The organism is Nostoc sp. DedQUE08 (genome assembly GCF_034530895.1).
In the GTDB taxonomy this organism is placed as follows: Bacteria; Cyanobacteriota; Cyanobacteriia; order Cyanobacteriales; family Nostocaceae; genus Nostoc.
In genome coordinates, this window is sequence record NZ_JAVRCD010000012.1 from 1 (window position 1) to 21,952 (window position 21,952).

Sequence of the window (21,952 nt, forward strand, 5' to 3'; positions counted from 1 at the left end):
GAGAAGCTTTATTTGTTTTTTCATATAACCAAACTTGACAAGCTTGATAGTAGCCCACTTCAGGCTGAATATCGTCTAAACTGTAATAAAGTAATCCTGCTTCCCCAAGGCTACTAACATGAAACTGTTTAGTTTCTAATTGCTGTAATCCCCATCGCCTTTGAGAAGCGTCTTCAAAATCATTTATTTCTGGAATCACCACCAAGTAGCGATGGGGTTTCCTTTCTTTTAAGTCTTCTGATGATATATGAAGTAAGCAATAATGACAAACTACTGGTACAAATAATAATGCTAAGGCGTATTCAGGTTTCTCTTCTAGTTTTGTAGTATTCTGCGTCCGAGCATGGCGAACAATTCCCCCTAAATACAACCAACTGGTTATTTGAATGTAATCATGTCTGAGTTGTTGGGTATCTGCCTCGCATAACTTCTCTGCAAAGGTTTGATGTGCGTACCAAGTTAGGGATTTGTATTGATACTCGACTTTTTTTTCTTCAACCTCTAGTTCAGTGTTAACTAGCTCTCCTGCTTGATAAAATTGATTATGACGCAAAAAAACAGCACACATTCCCTCATGAATATAAATTTTCTGACTTAAATCTATTGCATCATTGTCTAATCCTGCTAAATGGATTAAACCTATATCATCTAATTTAAAAGACTCATTAATTAGCCAAGATAGGGCAACGAAATCACTTCCTTCCCAGAATAATTTAATAGTATCAGCAGTCAAAATCCATGATATATGTCCTCCCCGTTCATGAAATAAGCGATATTGCTTTTCCAATCGCTTTAAAGTCATGTAAAGTCCGGTCATTCCGACGCGGTGCATTATTGTCGTATCCGCAGCATGGAGAGATAGGGAAATGTTGGGTTGGGTAGTAACCATGATCAGGTTTCCTCTTCTGACTTGCTGCGAGTCGCTGGAACAAATATTCCACACATCATCTTTCGTTTCCCGCCAATTCCCTGTTCTTGCAGGATTAAGGAATCTTCTGGGTTGAGTTCGCTGATTTTTACGCCAAATCCTCTAACTTTAAACTGTTTCCCTTCTTTATTGATGGTTAATTGTCTTCGTTGAGGTGTTCCGTTTTGTCGGGTAAGAAGTTCAATTTTTCCTTGTATTCCTAAATTATCCAGTTGCCGTTGAACAGCTTCAATAAAGCTAGTAGAGTCTTGAAACCCTGTAATTACCACTAATCTGGAATAGACACTTTCTGAGGAAATTAACGGTTTGTAGTCAGGAATATCTAGTTGATAAAAATTTTGACCTATATGAAAGGCTTGACCCGCTAAATAAGAATAAATTAAAGGAATTTGTTGATGATAAATCCGAATCTTTAGACGAGATTGAGCAGTGAGTTCAAGTAAATTGTTTCTGGTCGGTATTCCAGCAATCGGATGAATCCCAATATTGTTTAGTTCATGTAGTGGGGGACAAATACGGGATAACGCAGCGTAGGTAAGATGACCGTTGTCAAGAGGAATTGGTGCGCCTCTCAGCTTAAACGTTAAATCTACATATTCCTCGCTTTGAATTAATATGGCTGCCATAGATGGAAATTTCGAGATGTCAGAGTTTGTTTAATACATCAACATCCTCTTGTGCAAAATTGTCCTCATTGTCATCGCCGACTACTTTGGTTCGAGTCGCAATCCAGTTTAGGCTATTGTTCGCAATATTCTCACTGGTTAGGAGGATCTTCTAATACTCCAGTAGTTACTCATACTCAGAACGGATGGATAGCTGAAACTTTCTATCTTATACCAGCATAAACCGCTTCTGTTCCATTCATTCTAAAAAAATCCGGCGCTTTCCTGCTTTCTATGCTTGATTGGACTCACGGCAAGCTTATCCTTCCAGTTTGGACTAGCGGCAAAGTTATGGTTCCAAACTGTCAATTTCATCCAAAATTAGCTGACGCAAGAATGAGGATTATAGTGTTGTTGGCGGCAAAGTTATGGTTCCAGTAGCGGCAAAGTTATGGGTAAAGTCACATTACTCCCCTTCCCTCGCAGGGAAGGGGCTGGGGGTTAGGTCTGTCTTGCCTTGCGCCAACTCTTTCGCTCTCGCCTGGGAATCAAACTTTAATTTATTATCCCACTGTTGCGCTTTGCGAAACTTTTCCACAGCGCCACTAATATCATCATTTCGCGCTAACTTCTCACCTTGGATAACTAATACTGTAGCGCCTTGCGCCAACCGCGATCGCGTTTGGCATGATTGCAACTCTTCTAACACTTCTGGATGGGCAATAAGGTAGTGATTCAGCAAACTACAACCACTGAATAATAAATTATCGAAATCGAAATCCCATAAAATTATTGTTTTGTCAGCACTAGCAGAAGCTAACTGTTCTCCATTGGGGCTGTAGGCAACGCTATAGACCTGACTGCTATAACCAGTAAGGGTTTTGAGGGATTTACCAATGCTGATATCCCAGATTTTGATGGTGCTATCAAAACTAGCAGAAGCTAACTGTTTTCCATTGGGGCTGTACGCGACGCCAATGATCAAACTGCTATGACCAGTAAGGGTTTTGAGGAGTTTGCCACTGCTGACATCCCAGATTTTGATAGTGTTGTCAAAACTAGCAGAAGCTAACTGTTGTTCATTGGGGCTGTAGGCGACGCTCCAGACCCAACTGCTATGACCAGTAAGGGTTTTGAGGAGTTTACCACTGCTGACATCCCAGATTTTGATGGTTTTGTCCCGACTAGCAGAAGCTAACTGTTGTCCATTAGGGCTGTAGGCGACACTATTGACCTCTTTGCTATGACCAGTAAGGGTTTTGAGGAGTTTGCCACTGCTGACATCCCAGATTTTGATGGTTTTGTCCCAACTAGCAGAAGCTAACTGTTGTCCATTAGGGTTGTATGCGACGCTATTGACCTCTTTGCTATGACCAGTGAGGGTTTTAAGGAGTTTGCCACTACTGATATCCCAGATTTTGATGGTGCTGTCAAAACTAGCAGAAGCTAACTGTTGTCCATTAGGACTGTAGGCGACGTTACTGACCGAATCGCTATGACCAGTAAGGGTTTTGAGGAGTTTACCACTGCTGGTATCCCAGACTTTGATCGTCTTGTCAGCACTAGTAGAAGCTAACTGTTGTCCATTCGGGCTGTACGCGACACGAATGAACCCACTGCTATGACCAGTAAGGGTTTTGAGGGGTTTGCCACTGCTGATATCCCAGATTTTGATGGTGAGGTTCCAACTAGCAGAAGCTAACTGTTGTCCATTCGGGCTGTACGCGACGTTAATGACCACATTGCTATAACCAGTCAGGATGTTGAGGGGTTTACCACTGCTGATATCCCAGATTTTGATGGTGCTGTCAAAACTAGCAGAAGCTAACTGTTGTCCATTGGGGCTATAGGCGACGCTATAAACCTCACCGCTATGACCAGTCAGGGTTTTGAGGAGTTTGCCACTACTGGCATCCCAAATTTTGATGGTTTTGTCATCACTAGCAGAAGCTAACTGTTCTCCATTGGGGCTGTAAGCGATGCTTCTGACCGCACTGCCATGACCAGTCAGGGTTTTGAGGAGTTTGCCACTGCTGACATCCCAAATTTTGATGGTCTTGTCACCACTAGCAGAAGCTAACTGTTGTCCATTGGGGCTGTAGGTGACGCTATTGACCTCTTTGTTATGACCAGTAAGGGTTTTGAGGAGTTTACCACTGCTAACATCCCAGATTTTGATGGTGTTGTCAAAACTAGCAGAAGCTAACTGTTGCCCATTGGGGCTAAAGGCGACGCTAGTAACCGAATTGCTATGACCAGTAAGGGTTTTGAGGAGTTGACCACTGCTGGCATCCCAGATTTTGATCGTCTTGTCAGTACTAGCAGAAGCTAACTGTTGTCCATTCGGGCTGTACGCGACGTTAATGACCCTATTGCTATGACCAGTCAGGGTTTTGAGGAGTTGACCACTGCTGGCATCCCAGATTTTGATCGTCTTGTCAGTACTAGCAGAAGCTAACTGTTGTCCATTGGGACTGTAGGCGACGCTATTAACCTCATCGCTATGCCCTTCTAAAGTATTCACCTCGATCGCACGATTTTCTTTTGGCTCATTTGGCTTTAAATAAACCGCTTGCTGTAAAGTTGCCACAGTTTGCATTAGGATATCACTTCTGTGCTGTGCCCAAAGTGTATGCTTGAGTTTGCTACCTGCTTTTAAGGCTGTTATTAAAGCATCTGAATATTGTCCAGAGGCAAAAAAGGCTTCTGAAGAATTATTGATGGCGTTAATTAGCTGAACATTTGCCTCTACTGACCACTGGAATGTTGCCGCAGCTAAAACAGCAAATCCTAAACCTGCGGTTATGGAACCAAAAAGGGCGCGTTTGAGAACACGATTAAGTTTTGCTTCACTCAGTTTTCTTTGTTCTCGTTCTTTTTCCAGTTCCGCCATCACCTGCTTTAACTTCGGTTCCTGTTGCTGGCGGATAAAGGTGGCGATGTAATCATGTACCAGTTGATAACGGTCGGCGGGGTTTTCTGGTAGCAAAACCACTAAGCCGGATTGGACAAAAATCTCTAATATTAAATCTAATTTACTGATTTCAGAAGCTTGTTTTGCCCTAGCTTCCGATCCCCCCGCCTGCGGCGATCGCCTTAAAAAGGGGGTAGAAAGAATGAAGCCCCCCTTTTTAAGGGGGGTTGGGGGGATCTCCGAAAAGTACGGGAGTAAATCGCGTTCCAACTCAGCGCGAGTCTTGAGTGGGCGAGTTCCTTTTTCATCGGTGAGCAAATAGAGTAATATGTCTGCTGCTTGCTGATTTTCTTCACCGCAATCATTAACAACTTCATGCAAATAACGCTTAACCAATTCGTCCTTAGTGCCACGCTGCCGATATTCTGCCAGAGTTGTAATATTCTCCGTTTGCAGTTGCGCCCCCACAACCTGCAACTCAATGGGACGAACTTCACCCAATTCTCCGGCTAAATCTTGCACCAGTTGTTCAACTAAAGCAGGTTCTAAGTGAAAGCTAGTATTTTCAGTTAAACGCTGAATAATTGACTTGGCATCAGCAAGTGAGAAGTTCCCCAACTTGTAAAGTACATTATTACTGAGTATGTCATTGCCAATAATCTTGAGACTCGACAAATCATTGCACTCTAGCAAGTAATGGATGTAATCTACCCGCAGCGATAAGATAACTTTCACAGATAGAACATTCAGACACTCTCCCAGAAACTCAAAGAATTGCTTTCTTTGTGCAGGTTCGGTGTAAACAAAGAAAAATTCCTCAAATTGATCGAAAATTAACACTGTGCGGAGGTTACACTGTTCGTTTTCTTTGAGTCTGGATATCAAATATTGCGGAGTTCTGAGTTCTGAGGGTGGAAGTTGACCTTCTGAGGGTGGAAGTTGACCTTCTGAGGATGAAAGTTGACCTTCTGAGGCTCGACGTTGACCTTCTGAGGGTGAAAGTTGACCTTCTGAGGGTGAAAGTTGACCTTCTGAGGATGAAAGTTGACCTTCTGAGGGTGAACGTTGACCTTCTGAGGCTCGACGTTGACCTTCTGAGGGTGAAAGTTGACCTTCTGAGGGTGAAAGTTGACCTTCTGAGGTCGAAGTTCCGAGTTCAGAGGTCGAAACTTGAAGTTTTAACTCTCCCCCATCCCCCTTGTCCCCTTGTCCCCTTGTCCCCTTGTCCCCCTCATCCCCCTTGTCCCCTTGTCCCCTTGTCCCCTTGTCCCCCTCATCCCCCTCATTTCCCAAAAGCCTCCCCAACTCTTCCACCCAGTTGGTGTAAACGCGCATTACCACCGGCAAATAATCTTGAGTACCGATCGCTTTATTCTTTAAAGCCGGCACCAGTCCCGCATTCACCAGGGAACTTTTGCCTACACCCGATTGCCCATGAATTACTATCAACTTATAATCAGGGCGACCCATGCGTTCGATTAAACGTTCTATATCCAACAGACGACCAGATGCAGCAATTTCTGGGGCAATATTTCCTTGGGGAGAATTTAAGCGCAATGTCTCGACAAATGCCTGTTTTGTAGCTTCTAACTTACCCGCACCAATAAAAGCCCGCAAGCCAAATTGCTGTTCAACGGAACGCCGTTGCTGTTTAATTTTGTATGCTTTGAGATATTCTTTCTGCTCAAAATAAAGCTGCTGCAAAAACCTGATAATATCCAAGTAAAGCCTGACATCTTCTAAGGGATTACCCACATCCCTAGCAGTTTCTAAGCTGAGTGTTGCCTCTTTTATTTGACTTAAATAGTATTGAGAACGACCTAAAATAAATTGATATAAACTCAATTGTTTTGATTTTAAAACCCTTTCAGGAATATCAGATAAAATCCCTGATATATTAGCTGATTCCTGATTTGGAATCGCTGCAAAAACTTCTAATGCTTGCTTGACTAACTGATTTGCTTTCATCCAGTTTTTTTGAGCCAAAGCCACCTCAGCTAAAAAACCGTAATCTTTGGCTAATTCTCTTGGCTGCTTGTTATTTTGATGGATTACTAAAGCTTGTTCCGAAAGACTCTGCAATATTTCCCACTTTTTCAGGTCTCGCAAAATATCACCGAACTTCACTACAGCGTCAGCAATTAAATCTGGACTTTTAAATTGGCTAATAAAATGTATATACTCTTGAAGATAATGCCAAGTTGTCTGCCCATCTTGACAATTGATATCTTGATGCTTCAAAGCTTTGAGATAATAGCAAAAGCTAATCTCACCGATGACTTTTGCCTGCTTTTCTAAATTATGACTTTGCTGCCAAAGCTTATAAGCTTTGTGATAATGCTCTAAGGCCGAATCTTTTTGATCATTTATCTGTTTAACAAAACCTAATAAAGTTTCTAAGTTAGCTTGAATATCTAAATTATAAATATCTGGCTTTTTAATTAAATCTCTTTGCGCTGCTTCTAACTCATTTTCCAGCTTAAGATATACATCGAAGCTAAATTTTAAGTTATTACTAAACCATTGATTAGCCGTTTCGATGATAAAATCTACTAATTGCTGTGTTGATATGGCAAAATTTCTCGTAGTTGCCCAACTTTCCAAATCTGGCGCCAGCTGTATTAGATGCTTGTAGATTTCATCGTCAATCCAAAACACTAAGGGAAAAGCAAAATTCTTGCGAAACTCCTCCCGCACTTGATTTGCAGAAGTTAACATCACAGGCAAATTCTGCACGGATTCCAAACCGACAACCATCACACAGGCTGGCATTTGTGCGCCGAATTCTTCTTGAATCGCAGTATAAAGAGTCTTGTTCGATTGCTGCACCGTCAAGACACGAATTTCGACTTGACAAATTTCTTGCAGTCTGGAAATTAAGCGATCGCGCAAGCTGGCATAATTACACCGGGCCAATATCAGCTTAAACTGTCCCACAGAGGATTCGATCGCCCAAGCTAATTGTTGCAGTCCCTTTTCATTTTCAGGTTGCTGTAAATCTGTCATACCAATTTGGAATTTTGGATTTTGGATTAAATAGCTAGGGCGAATAGCAGATATCGGGTGTGTACCGCGAAGCATAACGCAGCCGAAACCGAAGATGGTGCTTTACAGAAGCCTTAACACACCCTACCCTTAAGAAACGTTCAACTCTCTTGCCTCAGCCAAAACCGGATTAACATCAAACCAAGACTCGCCACCATCGCGATATTCAAACACAAATCGACTGCGAATCAGTTTTTGATATCCGTGGTCATCACTTACCTTTTTCCTTTCCTTGACATGGCGTAACAATTGCCACTCATCCTCAGAAATCGGCAACATGATTTCATTCCGCCGAGAACGAATAACTTGCTCTAGGGTTTCACGGGTTAGAGGAAGACTCATCTCTTCCATAATCCAGGTATTCAGCAGCCTCAGCACATCTCGCACATGACCACCGCTCATTTGACATAAACGCTCTAAGCTAGCAGCACTATCAAAAATCTCGGTAACTTTACTTAAACGCTCCTCTGGTTTCATGTCAGGAAAAGCTCTAGCAAGCACCATCTGCTGCATGAGTGACATTCCCTGTGTATGAACGCTGCCATCAGCCCATTGTATAGGAACCATTGGTAACACCTTGGGGTCTTCTGGGAAACGCTGAGTCAGCATTCCGTAATCATTGGAAAACTTCAAAGATAAGGGCATGGTGTAGATCAGATGACAATTCAGCTTCGTCAAAAACTCACCCTGATCGACAAATAAATATTCTTGCTGCGGACGACCCCAAGGTTTGGCACGATTATCTATGCGGTCAAGATTATCGACAATTACCACCAGACCATTTTTACCCTGCTGTTTGAGTTTTGCGATCGCAGGTTCCAATAATTCTTGATTAATCGCTTCCAGCAGTTTAGTTTTTTGCGGTGCTAAATACTGATTGAGTTTTTCTCGCAGCGCTGGGTCATTTTTCATCTTCGCGGTGATTTCCCCAATGCCCACAGACAGAGAAAACTTATCTTTATCTGCCGATAAACCGACATCCCCCACCACCGGAAGCTTAACTTTTCCCGCCGTCACCTCGGAGTTTAAAACTTTCCAAGCACCTTGCAGCAACTCATTAAACTTATTGGGTGACTCCAAAGTAATTTTATCCAGACTTTGACTCACCCGCCGAGCGATCGCTAGCAGCACATCAGCAATATCGACATCGGTCATTTCCAAGTCATCACTGGATTCAAAATAGACCACATGAAAACCTAACTTTTCCAGTTCTGCCTGTAACCGTAATAGTTCTGTAGATTTCCCACAACCAATATGCCCAGTAAATAAAGTGCAAGTGGGTTCATTCGGCTTAAAAAAGGTGATTTTCTGCTTCAGCTTGCCCAGAATATCACCACCTCGTACCGAGGAAAAATCTATATAATACTTGCCATCAGAGCTATTGTTGACAAACAGAGTTCTGCTGGGATCGCTAGCCTGATAAAATTCCCGTAAATCTAAGGACATAACCTGGTAGTGCAATAATCTGGTATTGTCTTAACATATCCTTGTGGAAAAGGATAAAATTATTTACACCTTTGCATCTGAGTATTTCGGAGAATTTTCGCATTTACTACCTCAAAGGCGATCGAATGACATCGCGAATTCTCTGCGTACCTCTGCGCTTACCTCAGCGTGCCTCTGCGTTTAAACTTCACCCCTCAATTCCCCACGACCTTACCCAAAGCTGTAAGTAATATGAAGCAATCTGTAAAAACCAAGACTTTTTTTTGATACTATTTAAGACCGGACTCTTTAAATATTGATTGACGTATGAGCAAAGGTACCCTGTTTGATAAAGTTTGGGACTTACACACCGTTGGTACACTTCCCTCAGGGCTGACGCAACTATTTATCGGGCTTCACCTAATTCATGAAGTAACCAGTCCCCAGGCTTTTGCTATGTTACGCGAAAGAGGTCTAAAAGTACTCTTTCCACAGCGTACCGTCGCCACAGTCGATCATATTGTGCCCACAGAAAACCAGGCGCGTCCCTTTGCCGATAACTTGGCAGAGGAAATGATTCAGGCGCTGGAAAATAACTGTCAAGAAAATAACATAACTTTTTACAACATTGGTTCTGGTAGCCAGGGTATAGTTCACGTCATCGCTCCCGAACTCGGACTGACTCAGCCAGGAATGACGATCGCTTGTGGAGATAGTCACACTTCCAGTCATGGAGCATTTGGTGCGATCGCATTTGGTATTGGTACTAGCCAAGTCCGGGATGTTCTCGCTTCTCAAACCCTCGCCCTCTCCAAACTGAAAGTCCGCAAAATCGCAGTTTACGGCACTCTCAACCCTGGTGTTTACGCCAAAGATGTAATTTTACATATCATCCGTTCACTTGGTGTTAAAGGTGGCGTGGGTTATGCCTACGAATTTGCCGGTACGACATTTGAGCAAATGAATATGGAAGAGAGGATGACTGTCTGCAATATGGCGATCGAAGGCGGTGCTAGATGCGGCTATGTCAATCCCGATCGAGTTACCTACGATTACCTCAAAGGCAGAGATTTTGCACCCATTGATGCAGATTGGGATAAAGCAGTAGCTTGGTGGGACTCGATCAAGAGCGATGCAGATGCCCAATATGATGATGTAGTAGTATTTGACGCTGCAAAAATTCCTCCTACCGTCACCTGGGGGATTACTCCCGGTCAAGGTATCGGTGTCAACCAGTCAGTACCTCAACCAGAAGAACTGCTAGAAGAAGACCGATTCATTGCCGAAGAAGCTTACCGCTACATGGATTTATATCCCGGTCAACCGATCAAGGGCACTAAAATAGATGTCTGCTTTATTGGTAGTTGCACCAACGGTAGAATTAGCGATTTGCGAGAAGCGGCAAAAATCGCCAAAGGTCGCCACGTTGCCGAAGGAATCAAAGCTTTTGTTGTCCCCGGTTCGGAACGGGTGAAAGAAGAGGCGGAAGCTGAAGGACTAGATAAAATCTTTCAGGAAGCCGGATTTGAGTGGCGGGAACCGGGATGTTCTATGTGCCTGGCTATGAACCCCGATAAGCTGCAAGGAAGACAAATCAGCGCTTCTTCCTCCAACCGCAACTTTAAAGGAAGACAGGGTTCCTCCTCCGGTCGGACATTATTAATGAGTCCGGCGATGGTCGCCACGGCTGCAATTAAAGGCGAAGTTTCTGATGTACGTGAGTTGTTGTAATTTTGAGCATAGGGCATTGGGCATTGGGCATTGGGCATGGGGCATGGGGCATTGGTTATAGAATTATTCTCCTTTGCCTCTCTTCCCCAGTCCCCAGTCCCCAGTCCCCAGTCCCCAGTCCCCAGTCCCCAGTCCCCAGTCTCCAGTCCCCAGTCCCCAATCCCCAGTCCCCAATCCCTTTGTCAAGTTTTATGGTGAGTGAAGTTAAAACAGTTTCAGGACGCGGTATACCTTTAGTGGGTAATGATATAGATACCGATCGCATCATTCCGGCGCGATATTTGAAAGCCGTTACCTTTGATGGGTTAGGTGAAGGCGCATTTATCGATGACCGGACAGCACTTAAAGGCGAACATCCCTTTGACCAACCCCAATACAAAGGCGCGAATATTTTAATAGTCAATAGAAATTTTGGCTGTGGTTCATCACGGGAACATGCACCTCAAGCGATCGCAAAATGGGGAATCCAAGCTTTAATTGGTGAAAGCTTCGCGGAAATCTTTTTCGGTAACTGTGTGGCAATGGGTATACCTTGTTTGACAGCCGATGCTGTGACTGTTAAACAACTGCAAGATTTAGTCACTGCTAATCCCCAAGCCGCCGTGACAGTGGATTTGGAAAGTTTGCAAGTGCAAATTGGCGATTATATTGCTTCAGTTGCGATCGGTGAAGGTACAAGAAGCACATTTATTTCTGGAACTTGGGATGCTTGCGGTCAGTTGGTGGCGAATGCTGACCAAGTTCGGGCAACAGCGACAAAATTACCTTACGTCGGTTGGAGCAATTTAGCCGCGAGTTAGTATTCTCTCATTCCCTGCCTGTTAGCCAGGGAATGATATATCTCCGGTAAATTACTTGTGATTCCTGCGTGGTCTTTAAATACTGTTCGGTTAAGCCAGGAGACGCGATGAATCGCCGTCTCTACAATAATGGTCGGTCTTTAACCAAATCGTATTGCGTGGACTCTCCCCTACTAGGCTTACGGTGTATACACAAGTAATCTGATTACCCAAAAGTCCTTCTAAACCTCACCCTGGCTTTACCTAGCAAAACCAGGGTGAGGTTCTTTTATTATGGGCAATTCAGCGGACACGATATAATACCAATTCAAAATTCAAAATTCAAAATTCAAAATTCAAAATTCAAAATTAAGAAAGCCAGACAGAACAAAGGTTTGGGAGTATGTATCTGTCGCATTCTTTTTTCAAATTGGTATAAGCCGCCGAATTTATAGCACAAGCCTTGGTGGTTAGGACATTAACAGATGATAAAACTTAGACACAACAAGACTTTTCACCCAATCCCCAGCGATGCACTGAGCTTGCCGAAGTGTCACCAGTCCCCAGTCCCTTGCTATACGTAACTCTATAACCAAAATATTGAATCAGATTAAAGTATTACATTTTACTCATTGGATAAATAGTTGTTTGAGAGTAAATGTAATAACAAATGCTCAAACTTAAACAAAATTCTAGGTTAATGATTGAATAAATCGATTTTTATTAAGTGCTTTGAAATCACTGATACTTATAAATATTTGAACAAAAACTTACCATATTTTACATATTAACACCCACTTATTAATGCTATTCAACGAATTAAGCAGTTGTCAGCAAAGTCACAATACGAATACGGATTAGTATTTAATGTCGTCATTTCTTCAACGTTACTTACATTTGTTTGAACTTTAGCGAAAATCGTTCAATCAGTTGAAAGCTACTCTGCTAAAGGCATTCACGAGTTACTCTTTCTTTTTCAAATGACGTGAAAAGTCAGGATACAGTCAGGTATGTCTCTAAAATTCCTAGTGAAGAAAGTTTACAAAACCAATCTTTTGCATAAAACAAGAAAATATCTCTGATTAATACTTAGCAGCTAAAAACTATAAGTTTTCTAGTTCATAGAGAGAAACTAGTACTTCCAAACATTTCTTAAAAATGAAGTATTAGTAACTCATTGTTTGCTGAGATAAATTAAGAATTAGGAGTATTAATCATGGCAGTAACTTGGATTCCAGGCCCAGGCCCGACTAATGGAGCAGATGTAGGTATTAGTAATGCCGCTTCTGATAACTTCAATGGTTTGGATGGAAATGACAGCCTTTTTGGAAATGCTGGTAATGACCTGTTACGAGGTGGCGATGGTATCGACTTTCTATCCGGTGGGAACGGACAGGATACCCTAATCGGAGATCGTGGTAACGACACTTTCATCGGCGGAAACGGCAACGATCGCCTGATCTGGAACAATGGTGACGGTAGCGATAGAATCAGCGGTAACGCTGGCTATGACGTGGTTGAGGTCAACGGCGCGGGTGTAGGAGACAACTTCCGCCTGCAACAAGATGCTCAAGGCAGAGCAATCTTCGATCGCCTCAACCTGGTTCCCTTTACTCTGACTGTAGACAGTGCAGAAAGGTTTGAAATCAATGGTGGTGGTGGTGATGACACCCTCGCTGTCAACAACCTGTCAGGAACTTCTGTAAATGCAGTCTGGTTCACAGGCGGGGCTGGCAATGATGTGCTGGATGGTAGTGGCACAACAACACCGTTGAGAGCCTTCGGTGGTGAGGGTAATGACAGTCTCACAGGTGGTACTGGCAATGATAACCTTTATGGTGATGCCGATAATGACCTGTTACGAGGTGGCGATGGTATCGACTTTCTATCTGGTGGGGACGGGAACGATACCATAGTTGGAAATCGTGGCAATGACACCTTCACTGGCGGAAACGGCAACGATCGCCTGATTTGGAACAATGGTGATGGTAGCGATAGAATCAGTGGTAATGCAGGCTTTGACGTGGTTGAAGTCAATGGCGCGGGTGTGGGAGACAACTTCCGCCTGCAACAAGATGCTCAAGGTAGGGCAATCTTCGATCGCTTGAACTTGGTTCCTTTCACTCTGACTGTAGACAGTGCAGAAAGGTTTGAAATCAATGGTGGTGGCGGTGATGACATCCTCGATGTCAACAACCTGTCAGGAACTTCTGTAAATGCAGTCTGGTTCACAGGCGGGGCTGGCAATGACTTCCTGGATGGTAGTGGCACAGCGACAACGTTGAGAGCCTTTGGTGGTGAGGGAAATGACGTTCTCTATGGTGGTGCTGGCAATGACTTACTCTATGGAGATGCTGGTAATGATATTTTACGAGGTGGTAAAGGTAATGACATTCTGACTGGTGGTGCTGGTGGCGATCGCTTTGTATTCAACTCAGGTGCTGGGTACAATGGTGCCGATCTCGGTGTAGATAAAATTACTGACTTCAGCTACTTTAGCGATAAAATTGTCCTCGATAAGACAACTTTTGCCGGACTCAATAATCTGTCCCAAATTAAGATAGTAGCTAATGATGCAGCAGCTGCAACTAGCTCTGGACTCATTACTTACAGTCTTGGAACTGGCAACTTGTTCTTCAACCAAAACTTGACATCACCAGGCTATGGGACAGGTAGTTTGTTTGCCAACATTGATAACGATAACAATCAGTTCACAGCCCCACCATTATTATCAGCGACAAGCTTTGAGATCGTTGCGTAAACATCTCTCAAAATCCATAGAAGCTAAGGCATGTCTGCAAGCTGACAGCGAAATAGTAATTAGCAATCATCAATGTTGCTAATTAAAGATAATTGAATCCTCCTCATACTTTAAATATGGGGAGGATTATACAGCAGTTTTCTTTTGCATGAAGTACGAGGCTGCAAAGGCGTAGTCAGCCGTAGACATTGCTTTGGAAAAAGAGGCAATTTTAGGCGATCAAAAATATGCCGAAAAAGTTCCTAATTTATGTCTTGAAAGTCAGATTATGGATGAACTTTAATTAAAAATAAAATATATTTAAACACAAGATTGTAAATGACTTAAATTTTGTTGTACTCTAATAAGAGAAAGATTTTGTAACCTAATAAATCGATTAATATGCGTTTACCTATCATTATCAGTGCAACACTATTGCTTTCTCTAAGTATGAACCTACCAGCTATATCCGAAACTAGCGCAGAGAAAGCACAATATCAAACGCAAACGAATAATAGCTTGAATTCAAGACGATTGAAATTTAATAAGCGTTTGTGGGAGCAGGCAAATATTTCTAACTATCGCATTACGGTTAGCAACAGTTGCTTCTGCATACCAGATGCTAGAGGGCCAGTAGTTATTCAAGTACGTAATGGTCAACCAATTTCAGTCACTTCTGTAGCTACAGGTCAACCAGTTAATCCAGAATTCTTTCAAAAATATGACACAATTCCCGAACTTTTTAATGTGATTCAAGATGCTATCAACCGTAAGGCATTCAACCTGGATGTAGAATACAATGCTAAACTTGGCTATCCAACTAAAATTAATATCGATTACAATAGTCAAATAGCTGATGAAGAAATCTTTTTGACAATCGAGAATTTTCAGGAACTGAAAACTAGACGTTAAACTGATTACTTGCGCTTCATCTCAACCGGAAATAGGGGTAAATTAGCAACTTCAAAGCGAGATTTAATACTTCAATTTATCCCAAAAAGCTAATAGCGATCCAATACGCTTGAGTTAAAGGTCATTCGTGTAGATAATGGTTTTTCAAGACGCGATAAATCGCGTCTCTACATCTGGATTTTGTTGCTAAGGGATTTCCAAATAAAAAAATATACAACTTTTATTGTGGGCTGGGCGACACGAAAGCCCAGTTCATAGGGCGGACAAGATGTCATTGGTGTCAAGTTAAGCTAAAAGCCTTTTCAAATCTCGTTTCCAGCCTCTAGGCTGGAAATGTTGCTCTTGGCGGCTCTGCCGCCAGAAAGGGAGGCTCCGCCTCTAGGACGGCATTCCCAGTCTTTGACTGGGAACGAGACAATATCTAAAAGCTGGTTATAGGCTGGCTTTCACGCTAAGTTGACACCAATGACAAGATGTCCACCCCACAAGAGTGGATAATTTATTTCTTGGTAATCCCTAATTCTGAACTGTATTGGATAGCTATTAGCTTTTCATAAAAATTAACACTTTGATTAAGTTATGTTGATTTTGTGCGACTAATTCTCAATTAGTCAACGAATTTGTTGTGTTTGAGGGCTTGACTAAAAACAGTCACTTCTGATAGGCTCAAATTACTCGATAAGATTAGCGCTAGCTGCGCTCAAAGTAACTTTACTAATACCACACTATAATTTAACTTTTTACAGATGGCTTAAAGTCGTACACCCATTTGTGAAAATCATCATTCATACTCATTTGCCGCTCTTGCGTCTGCCCAGTAGATGCCACGGTGTTAATGTCGTAGTACCGCATTTCACCCAAGGCACTACGAGCTTGAATGGGTTTTGTCCGCTCGATGCGACACTGTTCGTAGCTAGTCAGAGCTTCTTGCAGATTAGCTGAATCAGAAAGACACTCTCGCAGTTGGTATGCATCTTCAAAAGTGGTATTGGCTCCTTGTCCCATTGCAGGTGCCATTGGATGAGCGGCATCGCCTAAGAGAGTGACTCTGCCTTGACTCCATTGAGTTAACGGTGGGCGATCGCAAATCGGCCCTTCCCAAATTTCTTCGGCTGGTGTCGCTTCTACCACCTCCCGAAAGGATTTATCCCAGTCGGCTAATTCATGGAGAATACGAGACTTCACTTCATCAGCGCTGTGCGAAAGGGAGTACTCAGGCGAGAACTTCCGACTAATCCAACTGGTATAGCCGCCACCCACATTCAAAAGGTACATAAACTGTTGATTGCCTTTGGCAAAAACTAGGTCATAGTCATTAAATAGCTCGTGGCGATACTCAATGACGGCACGCCAACACATACTACCGATATAATTAGGCTTACCCTCGCCAAATAAAGTTTCTCTGATGACAGAGTTAACGCCATCAGCCCCAATCAGCAAATCTGCATCTACCGATTTTTTGCCATCAAAATGAATTTTCACACCCTTTGCATCTTGCTCAAAGCCGATGCAGCGATGATTGAGGTGAATGATATCAGACGGCAATCTCGATGCTAAGACTTGTTGTAGACGATACCACCAAACAGTCAATAACGGTTGTCCGTATTGCTCTAAATATTTAGTGGCGCTAGTTCGGATTGTTTCTCCCTGAATACTCTTTAAAACCGTGTGGTGAACCTCGCATCCCGAACTTTTGAGAGTTTCGACAATTCCCGGCGCGATCGCATCTAGAGAATTCAAGCCGTTGGGAGCTAGCCCTAGTCCAGTTCCCGCCGGACGAAATTCTTGGGCTTTTTCGTATACTTGCACCTCTATCCCTTGGCTTCTCAGTGCGATCGCCGCAGCTAAACCGCCTGGGCCAGCACCGATAATAGCAACTTTCTCTACTATGGGTTGGGAGAATTTCTGAGTGAAATTTGTGTTCATATTATTATTAAGTCAGAATTCAGAATATTCCCACGAATATATACACTTCTTCCATATCTGAAGTCAACTTTATCTTTCAGCTATATCCACAGTCATTACTTTGACTCCTAAATAGTTTTTTAGTCAATCTTCCTTAAGAATCAACCCTGAATTTATTTTGCAGTTGCTGGTAGTAACAAAAACTGCACACTTCAGCATTTTTTCTTAATTCGACAAACGCAAATAAATACCATTACGCCGATTTGAGCGATAAATTCAGGACTTACGCAAAATACCTCTCAAACTCTTATTCCTCCGTGTACTCTGTGTCTCTGTGGTTCGATTTTCCGTTACCTGTGCGTAAGTCCTAAAATTCATTAAATTTGACTTTTAATTTTCATAAACTTCCTGTAAGCTCACTAAGCTTACTGTATCATTTTCATATTCAACAAAATTGTGAAAAAGAGTTTGGATGAAATTTAAAGCAGCTTCTGTATGTATCGGTTTAAGTGAGTTCATTGCCGCTTATTGTAAATTCCCCACAAGTGATTGCTTGAAAGGTTAGCTCTTTATGCCTTCCTTTTGCCATCCGTTATTGCCGTTACCTTGGATTCTAAATGTCAGGAAGTAACGCTAGAACAACCGCAGACTTTTATCGCTAATATAGTAAATGATGTAATTATTATCTACATGAGATATGGAAAAAAATTCCTTAGCTTCAAGAACTTCAGACTCACTGACTCAGGAAGTGAAAATATTCGGTTCAGAGGAAGTAGAATTATCACTGAATGTTAATAATACATCTTACTCATTAAAGATAGAACCTCGTGTGACATTACTAGATGCACTTCGAGAAAAGCTGGGTTTGATGGGCACTAAAAAAGCTTGCGATCGCGGTGAATGTGGTGCATGTACAGTATTAGTTAATAATCGGCGTATTAACTCTTGTATGACTTTGGCAATCATGCACATCGGTGCTGAAATTACCACAATTGAGGGATTAGCACAAGATGGTAAACTCCATCCTATGCAAACAGCCTTTATTACTCATGATGCTTTTCAATGTGGCTACTGTACATCAGGTCAAATTATCTCAGCCGTAGGGATGATATTAGAAGAATCACCAAAATCTGAAGCAGAAATTCGAGAAAAAATGAGTGGGAACCTTTGCCGTTGTGGAGCATATCCAAATATTATTGCGGCGATTCAAGATGTGCTAGAGGAAAAGCAAGATGCAGCCATTTAGTTATGCTAAAGTCACCTCAGAAGAAGTGGCGATCGCAATAGTTGAGCAAGAGAAAACTGCTGTATTTATTGCTGGGGGCACAGATTTACTGGGATTAATGAAAGATGGAGTCCAAACAGCGAATATATTAATTGATATTAATAGTTTGCCCTTAGCAAATATTGAATTTCAACCTCAAGGAATCCGCATTGGTGCGATTTCTCGAATGAGCGATGTAGCTTTTCATCCCAAAATTCAGGAATGTTATCCGGTAATTAGCCAAGCTTTATTACAAAGCGCTTCACCGCAACTGCGAAATATGGCAACAGTGGGCGGAAATTTACTGCAACGAGTCCGCTGTGGTTACTTTCGCGATCCGGTTTTTCCTTGTAATAAACGCACTCCCGGTATAGGTTGTTCGGCAATTACAGGTAACAATCGAATGCATTCCATTTTCGGAGCTAGCGAACATTGCATTGCCGTTCATCCTTCCGATTTAGCTGTAGCTTTGACGGCATTAGATGCAGTGCTTTGCATCCAAGGAATAGAACAATCACGGCGAATTTCAATTGATGATTTTTATCTCTTACCAGGTGAGACACCAGTAAAAGAAACTCTATTACAGCCTGGAGAATTAATTGTTGCTATTGAAGTTCCAGATTTTGCATATAAGTCCCATTATTTAAAAGTAAGGGATCGAGCTTCTTACGAATTTGCTCTCGTTTCTGTAGCTGTTGCTTTAGATATAGAACAAGACACGATAAAATCAGCACGTATCGCTTTTGGAGGAGTAGCACCCAAACCTTGGCGTGCAAGGGATGCTGAGGAGATCCTCAAAGGGAAAGAAATTAACGAAGATATCTTTACAGCCGCAGCAGCAGCAGCCGTCAAAGAAGCAAAACCGCAAACGCATAATGAATTCAAAATTGAGTTAGTCAAACGCGCTTTGGTACGCGCACTCTCAGTTGTGGTAGAAGGGGACAAGGGGACAAGGGGACAAGGGGACAAGGGGATAAGGGGACAAGGAAGAGGAGTAATAATTAATTGATATGAATAAAATTATTGGGAAACCACTCGATCGCGTTGATGGTAAGTTGAAAGTAACGGGAGAAGCACCTTACACAGCCGATGTGCCAATCGAGAATTTAACTTATGGAGTGATTTTTCAAAGCGCGATCGCTAGCGGTAAAGTTATCCAAATAGACACATCCGCAGCCGCAGTCTCTCCTGGTGTGCTAGATGTCGTTACTTATCAACAAACCCCATCTCTGGTAAAAATACCTTTCTTTGGGCCTCCACAACCTCAGTCAACTGAAAAAGACCATAATATCTACTACGATGGTCAACATTTGGGGGTTGTAATTGCCCAAACTTTAGAAGAAGCCGAAACTGCCGCCTGTAAGATAAAAATTATCTACGAAGAAGCCATTCCGACAGTCACAATGGCACATACAGAGCTATTTGAACCCGAATCAATATTTTTTGGCATGATGCCAGCTAAAATCACTAGAGGGGATGTTGAATCGGGGAAAGTACAGGCAGATGTCTTGGTAGAGCAAGTTTATAGCACGCCAGTAGAACATCATAATCCCCTAGAGCCTTCTGCAACCATCGCTATGTGGGAGGGAGATAACTTGACGCTCTATGAAACCACTCAAGGCGTTTCTGCAACCCAAAGCCGAATTGCATCTATTCTGAATATTCCCGAAGAAAATGTCCGCGTCATCTCCAAATACTTAGGTGGTGGATTTGGTTGTAAAGCACTGCTGCGATCGCATACGATTTTAGCAGCGATCGCCGCTCGGCAAGTAAAACGCCCAGTAAAAGTAGTACTAACGCGATCGCAAATGTACACTGCTTGCGGCCACCGTTCTGAAACTCAGCAGCAGCTAACACTAGGTGCAACCAAAGAAGGTAAACTAACTATCATTGAGCAAATTGGGACATCTTTAACTTCCGTATTTGATGACTTTGCCGAACCAGTGGGTGCAGCAACAACCATGATGTACGCCTGTGCCAATTTGGAAATTAAATACCGTTTGGGACGCATCAACGCCGGCACACCAACCTTTATGCGCGGGCCAGGAGAAGCACCGGGAATGTTTGCCTTAGAATCGGCAATGGATGAATTGGCATACACCTTAAATATCGATCCAATTGAACTAAGATTAAGAAATCATGCAGATATCGATCCGCACAAAGGATTACCTTGGTCAAGTAAATCCCTGAAAGAATGTTATCAAAAAGGGGCAGAAATTTTTGGATGGACACAACGCAATCCAGTTCCCCGTTCCATGCGAGACAATCATTTCCTGATTGGCTGGGGAATGGCAAGTGCGACATTTCCTACCAATGCCAGAACTGCATCAGTCAAGGTAGAAATTTTTGCCACTGGAGAAGTGAAAGTACAAAGCGGTACTCAAGATATCGGTACAGGTACTTATACAGTGATGACGCAGGTAGCTGCTGAAGTATTGGGATTACCAGTGCAGTTTGAATTAGGTGATACTAATCTTCCCAAAGCCCCGATTACAGGGAACTCAATTACCGTTGGGAGTGTTTCGCCGGCGGTGCATCAAACTGCGATCGCCGCACGGGATAAGATAATTAAAATGGCGATCGAAGATTCTAATTCTTTGCTTTACGGCTTGCAAGCAGAAGATATTGCCGTTGAGTCAGGGCAAATATTTTTAAAACAAGACTCATCAAAGCGAGACAGCTACACCGATATTCTGCGCCGTCATGGATTAGAAAGTTTAGAAGTTACAGAAGAATCCTCACTCAATCCAGAGAGCCAACAATATGCCAAACATTCTTTTGGTGCGATATTTGTCGAAGTTGCAGTTGATGAGTTGTTAGGAGAAATCAAAGTTAGACGTTGCGTAGGCGTTTATGATGCTGGGCGAATTCTCAACTTCAAGACAGCGCGGAGTCAAGTTATCGGCGGAATTACCTGGGGAATTGGTATGGCGCTGATGGAGAAAACTGTCATAGATCCTAATCAAGGCAGAATAGTTGGTGCTAACCTTTCCGATTACCTAATTCCCGTTCATGCAGATATCCCCAATATGGAAGTGCAATTCATTGAAGAACCCGATCCTTATGTGAATGCACTAGGAACCAAAAGCTTAGGGGAACTGCCGATTGTGGGGGTAGCGGCTGCCATCTCTAATGCAGTTTATCATGCCACAGGTAAGCGGATTCGCGATCTGCCAATTACACCAGATAAGTTGTTGTGAGCGAATCGGTTTGTAATTACAGCAGAAATCATCTATTTGAACCACATCTGTTGTAGGGACGCAAGCCCTTGCGCCCCTACCACGCGGTCTATTTAGCTGAAAATAGCTGTAATATCATGTCCGCTTGATTGCTTATTAAACCCGAAGAACCCCACCCCGCCAAAGCTGTGCTTTGTCTCCCCTCCCCGCAGGCGGGGAGGGGTTGGGGGTGGGGTTCTTTTATTATGGGTAATTAGGCGGAAATTATATTACATAATGTCCGCCTAATTAGTTATGTTGCAATATTTCGTATTAATATCGTGATGTTTGCCATGAATATTGCAATGTTTGCCATGAATATTGCAATGTTTGTCAGGAATGTCGCAATGTTTCTGATGAACATTCCAATATTTATTATTATTAATATTAGGTTTATAAAAAATATTTTTGTTTAACCACCGTTTTATAATAATTTTTTACATACAGTATCTCGTTTAAAATACTACAGATTCAAAGGAAAAATTT

Annotated in this window: 12 protein-coding genes; 7 read left to right on the forward strand and 5 right to left on the reverse strand. The window is 42.6% G+C overall.

The features are described from left to right. The 4 genes from cas8a1 to RMY64_RS10365 form a co-directional block, all read right to left on the reverse strand. Positions 1-889: type I-MYXAN CRISPR-associated Cas8a1/Cmx1 (cas8a1, locus tag RMY64_RS10350; RefSeq protein WP_322699964.1), on the reverse strand; the 889-nt coding region annotated here is incomplete at its 3' end. Between the two features lie 2 nt (positions 890-891). Next, entirely contained in the window at positions 892-1,554 is a 663-nt protein-coding gene (cas6, locus tag RMY64_RS10355; protein WP_322699965.1) for a type I-MYXAN CRISPR-associated protein Cas6/Cmx6, read from the reverse strand. A gap of 445 nt (positions 1,555-1,999) precedes the next feature. Continuing rightward, complete coding sequence (locus tag RMY64_RS10360; RefSeq protein ID WP_322699966.1) at positions 2,000-7,528, reverse strand: ribosome assembly protein 4; 5,529 nt, start codon at positions 7,526-7,528, stop codon at positions 2,000-2,002. Positions 7,529-7,582: 54 nt separating this feature from the next. Beyond that, the gene (locus RMY64_RS10365; RefSeq protein ID WP_322699967.1) at positions 7,583-8,938 is read right to left on the reverse strand and encodes a P-loop NTPase fold protein; all 1,356 of its coding nucleotides are present in this window, start codon (positions 8,936-8,938) and stop codon (positions 7,583-7,585) included. A gap of 306 nt (positions 8,939-9,244) precedes the next feature. Here RMY64_RS10365 and leuC point away from each other — a divergent pair, with 306 nt between their 5' ends. The 4 genes from leuC (at position 9,245) to RMY64_RS10385 (ending at position 15,079) form a co-directional block, all read left to right on the forward strand. Next, positions 9,245-10,648: a 3-isopropylmalate dehydratase large subunit gene (gene leuC, locus RMY64_RS10370; RefSeq protein WP_322684700.1), complete on the forward strand. Its 1,404-nt coding sequence runs from the start codon at positions 9,245-9,247 to the stop codon at positions 10,646-10,648. Positions 10,649-10,839: 191 nt separating this feature from the next. Next, the gene (gene leuD, locus RMY64_RS10375) at positions 10,840-11,448 is read left to right on the forward strand and encodes a 3-isopropylmalate dehydratase small subunit (RefSeq protein WP_322669609.1); all 609 of its coding nucleotides are present in this window, start codon (positions 10,840-10,842) and stop codon (positions 11,446-11,448) included. A gap of 1,195 nt (positions 11,449-12,643) precedes the next feature. Continuing rightward, complete coding sequence (locus RMY64_RS10380; RefSeq protein WP_322699968.1) at positions 12,644-14,188, forward strand: calcium-binding protein; 1,545 nt, start codon at positions 12,644-12,646, stop codon at positions 14,186-14,188. 381 nt (positions 14,189-14,569) lie between these two features. Next, a complete protein-coding gene (locus RMY64_RS10385; RefSeq protein ID WP_322699969.1) occupies positions 14,570-15,079 on the forward strand; it encodes a DUF6174 domain-containing protein in 510 nt (169 codons plus the stop codon). Positions 15,080-15,811: 732 nt separating this feature from the next. On the opposite strand, the gene RMY64_RS10390 is transcribed toward RMY64_RS10385, so the two are convergent. Continuing rightward, positions 15,812-17,005: an FAD-dependent oxidoreductase gene (locus RMY64_RS10390; RefSeq protein WP_322699970.1), complete on the reverse strand. Its 1,194-nt coding sequence runs from the start codon at positions 17,003-17,005 to the stop codon at positions 15,812-15,814. 676 nt (positions 17,006-17,681) lie between these two features. On the opposite strand from RMY64_RS10390, the gene RMY64_RS10395 reads away from it, so the two are divergent. Genes RMY64_RS10395 through RMY64_RS10405 form a run of 3 tightly spaced genes read left to right on the forward strand, consistent with a single transcriptional unit; the run spans position 17,682 to position 21,448 of the window. Continuing rightward, complete coding sequence (locus RMY64_RS10395) at positions 17,682-18,230, forward strand: (2Fe-2S)-binding protein (protein ID WP_322699971.1); 549 nt, start codon at positions 17,682-17,684, stop codon at positions 18,228-18,230. Then, positions 18,217-19,257, forward strand: a complete 1,041-nt coding sequence (locus RMY64_RS10400) for a xanthine dehydrogenase family protein subunit M (protein WP_322699972.1) — start codon at positions 18,217-18,219, stop codon at positions 19,255-19,257. Before RMY64_RS10395 ends, RMY64_RS10400 begins: the two co-directional genes overlap by 14 nt. A gap of 1 nt (position 19,258) precedes the next feature. Then, a complete protein-coding gene (locus RMY64_RS10405) occupies positions 19,259-21,448 on the forward strand; it encodes a xanthine dehydrogenase family protein molybdopterin-binding subunit (RefSeq protein WP_322699973.1) in 2,190 nt (729 codons plus the stop codon). Positions 21,449-21,952 lie beyond the last annotated feature (504 nt).